The sequence below is a fragment of the Komagataeibacter kakiaceti JCM 25156 genome (assembly GCF_000613305.1).
This window is the reverse complement of the sequence record NZ_BAIO01000430.1, coordinates 1-2,041: the sequence shown is the minus strand read 5'-3', so window position 1 is coordinate 2,041 and position 2,041 is coordinate 1. Positions and strand designations below refer to the sequence as shown.

Here is a 2,041-nt window from a genome sequence, read left to right as displayed (position 1 = left end):
CCACCGCCTGCGCCTGCGCGAAATAGATCAGCACGTTGCGGCACAGGATCAGGTCGAACGGACCGGCGGGGCCGCCATCGGGGCGCAGCAGGTCAAGGATGTTGCTGTAGCTGAACCGGACCATGCGGCGGTAGCGGTCATGCAGCCGCCATGCGCGCGCGCCGACCGGAACGAACCAGCTGCCGCCGGGCGGGGGGGATGGTCACGCAGGGTCCAGGCGCTGAATTCCGCCCGCTGGGCCTGTTCAAGGGCGCGGTTGCTGATGTCGGTGCCCAGAATTTCTATGTGCCAGTCCGCCACCACCATGTCCGCCTCCTCCAGCAGGCGCGTGAGCAGGATGGCCAGCGAATAGGGTTCGGCCCCGTTGGAACAACCGACACTCCATATGCGCAGGTGCCGCGTCGTGGCCGCGCGGCGGATCAGTTGCGGCAGGATGGTGTGTTCCAGCGCCTGGAACTGCTCGGCATAGCGGAAGAAGAAGGTCTCCCCGATGGTGATGGCCGATTCCAGTTCGCGCCATTCCGCGTCGCCCCGCGTCTCATCGGAGAGCAGCGCCAGATAGTCGTGGCAGGTAAGGCAGCCATGCAGCCGCATGCGCGCGCCCACCACCTGTTCCAGCAGGTCGGTCTTGTCCACGTAATAATGCAGCCCCGTACGCAGGGTCACGGCATTGACCAGCCGCCGGAAACCGGCAGGCGGAAAGGCGGCCGGTCCGGTCATGGATGGTCCTCTCCCTCGCCCTCGTCCGCGCCTTCGGTCCCCGCCCACAGCGCGGCGCGGGCCTGCGTGCGCGCCATGAGATCGTCAAGCCGCATGCGCTCGCCCCGTGTCAGGATGTCGGCCATGCGCAACATGCAGGCAATGCCGCCATCCTTCAGTTCCAGTTCCTGCCCCGCACACTCCACCTCCGGCCCCGCGCCGTCAACAGCGCCCGGCAGCAATACGCCCGCGCGCGTCACCTCTCGCGCACCATCAACCAGCAGCGCCACATGGCCGCCCCCCTCCAGATTGCATAAAAGCAGCGGGCGGTAGAGCAGATCCAGCGGCTGGCTGACGGCGCGCGCGCGTTCGCCCAGCAGCACACCCAGATCAAGCACCACCACCCGCGCCGCCCCCAGCCTGAACCAGCCCGACACATGCGGCAGGGCCACCGCCAGCGGCAGAAGTTCGGGCACCGGCATGCACTCGCGCACGACCTGCCCCGCGGGCAGGCCATAAAGCCGTTCCCCCACGCGAAAGACCATGACGGGCGCGATTTCCGCGCGGCATGGCCCGGGCGTGCCGCCCTGATGTGCCGTGGCGTGATCCATACGGTTGCGCAACCTGCTGTTTCCCATATGCACAAGGCAGAAGTTTGCATTTAATACAAGCCATCGCTACCTCGGGCAGGAATGCGTTTCCTTCAATTCGGGGAAGCTGCCCCGTGGCCGGAGTCTTGTTTCGATGGACAGTCCCATTTCCAACCCCTCAACGGAACGCGCGCCCGTGCGGTCGGGCCGTGGCGTTAACGTGGCGCGCATCCTGCGGGTAACGGTGTGGTCGATTTTCTACTTCCTGTTCTATCTGGTCCAGCAGGTCTCCGAACTTGTCGCCCCGCTTGTCCTGATCCTTGGCATCGGGTGGAGCCTGCTGCCGCATATCATGGGCATCGCGACCAACGCCGCCGGAAGCGACCCGCAGACGCGCGACATGATCGCGCGGGTGGCCCATTCCATCCCCGACCATCTGGAAGTGGGCACGCATCTGTCACGCCCTCGGCGCTCGTGTTTGACGGGCTTGCGCTCATGGCGGCGGCCGCGCTGTGCGCCACGCTGTCCACCATCGCCGCGCGCACCATGTAGGGACGGGACGGACCCAGCCGCATGTTCCGCCTGCATGATGTCAGTTACGCCTATGGCGACAGCCGCACGGGGCAGGCCGCGCTATCGCATGTCAGCCTTGACGTGCCGCAGGGCGAATTCCGCTGGCTGCTGGGGCCATCGGGCGCGGGCAAGTCCTCGCTGCTGTCCATCCTCTCGCTGGAGGCGCAGGCCAGCGCCGG

Annotated in this window: 3 protein-coding genes and 2 pseudogenes; 2 read left to right on the top strand and 3 right to left on the bottom strand. The window is 66.8% G+C overall.

The annotated features are described in order from the left end of the window. From JCM25156_RS32190 to JCM25156_RS14840, 3 genes and pseudogenes are all read right to left on the bottom strand, one after another. The coding region (locus JCM25156_RS32190) for a CheR family methyltransferase (protein ID WP_277909472.1) at nucleotides 1-124 on the bottom strand (124 nt) is incomplete at its 3' end. Nucleotides 125-261: 137 nt separating this feature from the next. After that, a pseudogene (locus tag JCM25156_RS32185) lies at nucleotides 262-594 on the bottom strand (CheR family methyltransferase); the annotation flags it as partial. Between the two features lie 122 nt (nucleotides 595-716). After that, nucleotides 717-1,310 (bottom strand): chemotaxis protein CheW, encoded by a 594-nt coding sequence (locus tag JCM25156_RS14840; protein WP_025813688.1) that lies wholly within the window; start codon nucleotides 1,308-1,310, stop codon nucleotides 717-719. A gap of 133 nt (nucleotides 1,311-1,443) precedes the next feature. Here JCM25156_RS14840 and JCM25156_RS32690 point away from each other — a divergent pair. Together JCM25156_RS32690 and JCM25156_RS24925 are read left to right on the top strand one after the other, a co-directional pair. Further along, nucleotides 1,444-1,841: pseudogene (locus JCM25156_RS32690) on the top strand (hypothetical protein). Nucleotides 1,842-1,862: 21 nt separating this feature from the next. After that, nucleotides 1,863-2,041: ATP-binding cassette domain-containing protein (locus tag JCM25156_RS24925; RefSeq protein WP_034960133.1), on the top strand; the 179-nt coding region annotated here is incomplete at its 3' end.

Coding starts and splice junctions, on each gene's coding strand:
- JCM25156_RS14840 (WP_025813688.1), bottom strand. CDS start 1,310: ATGGATCACGCCACGGCACATCAGGGCGGCACGCCCGGGCCATGCCGC.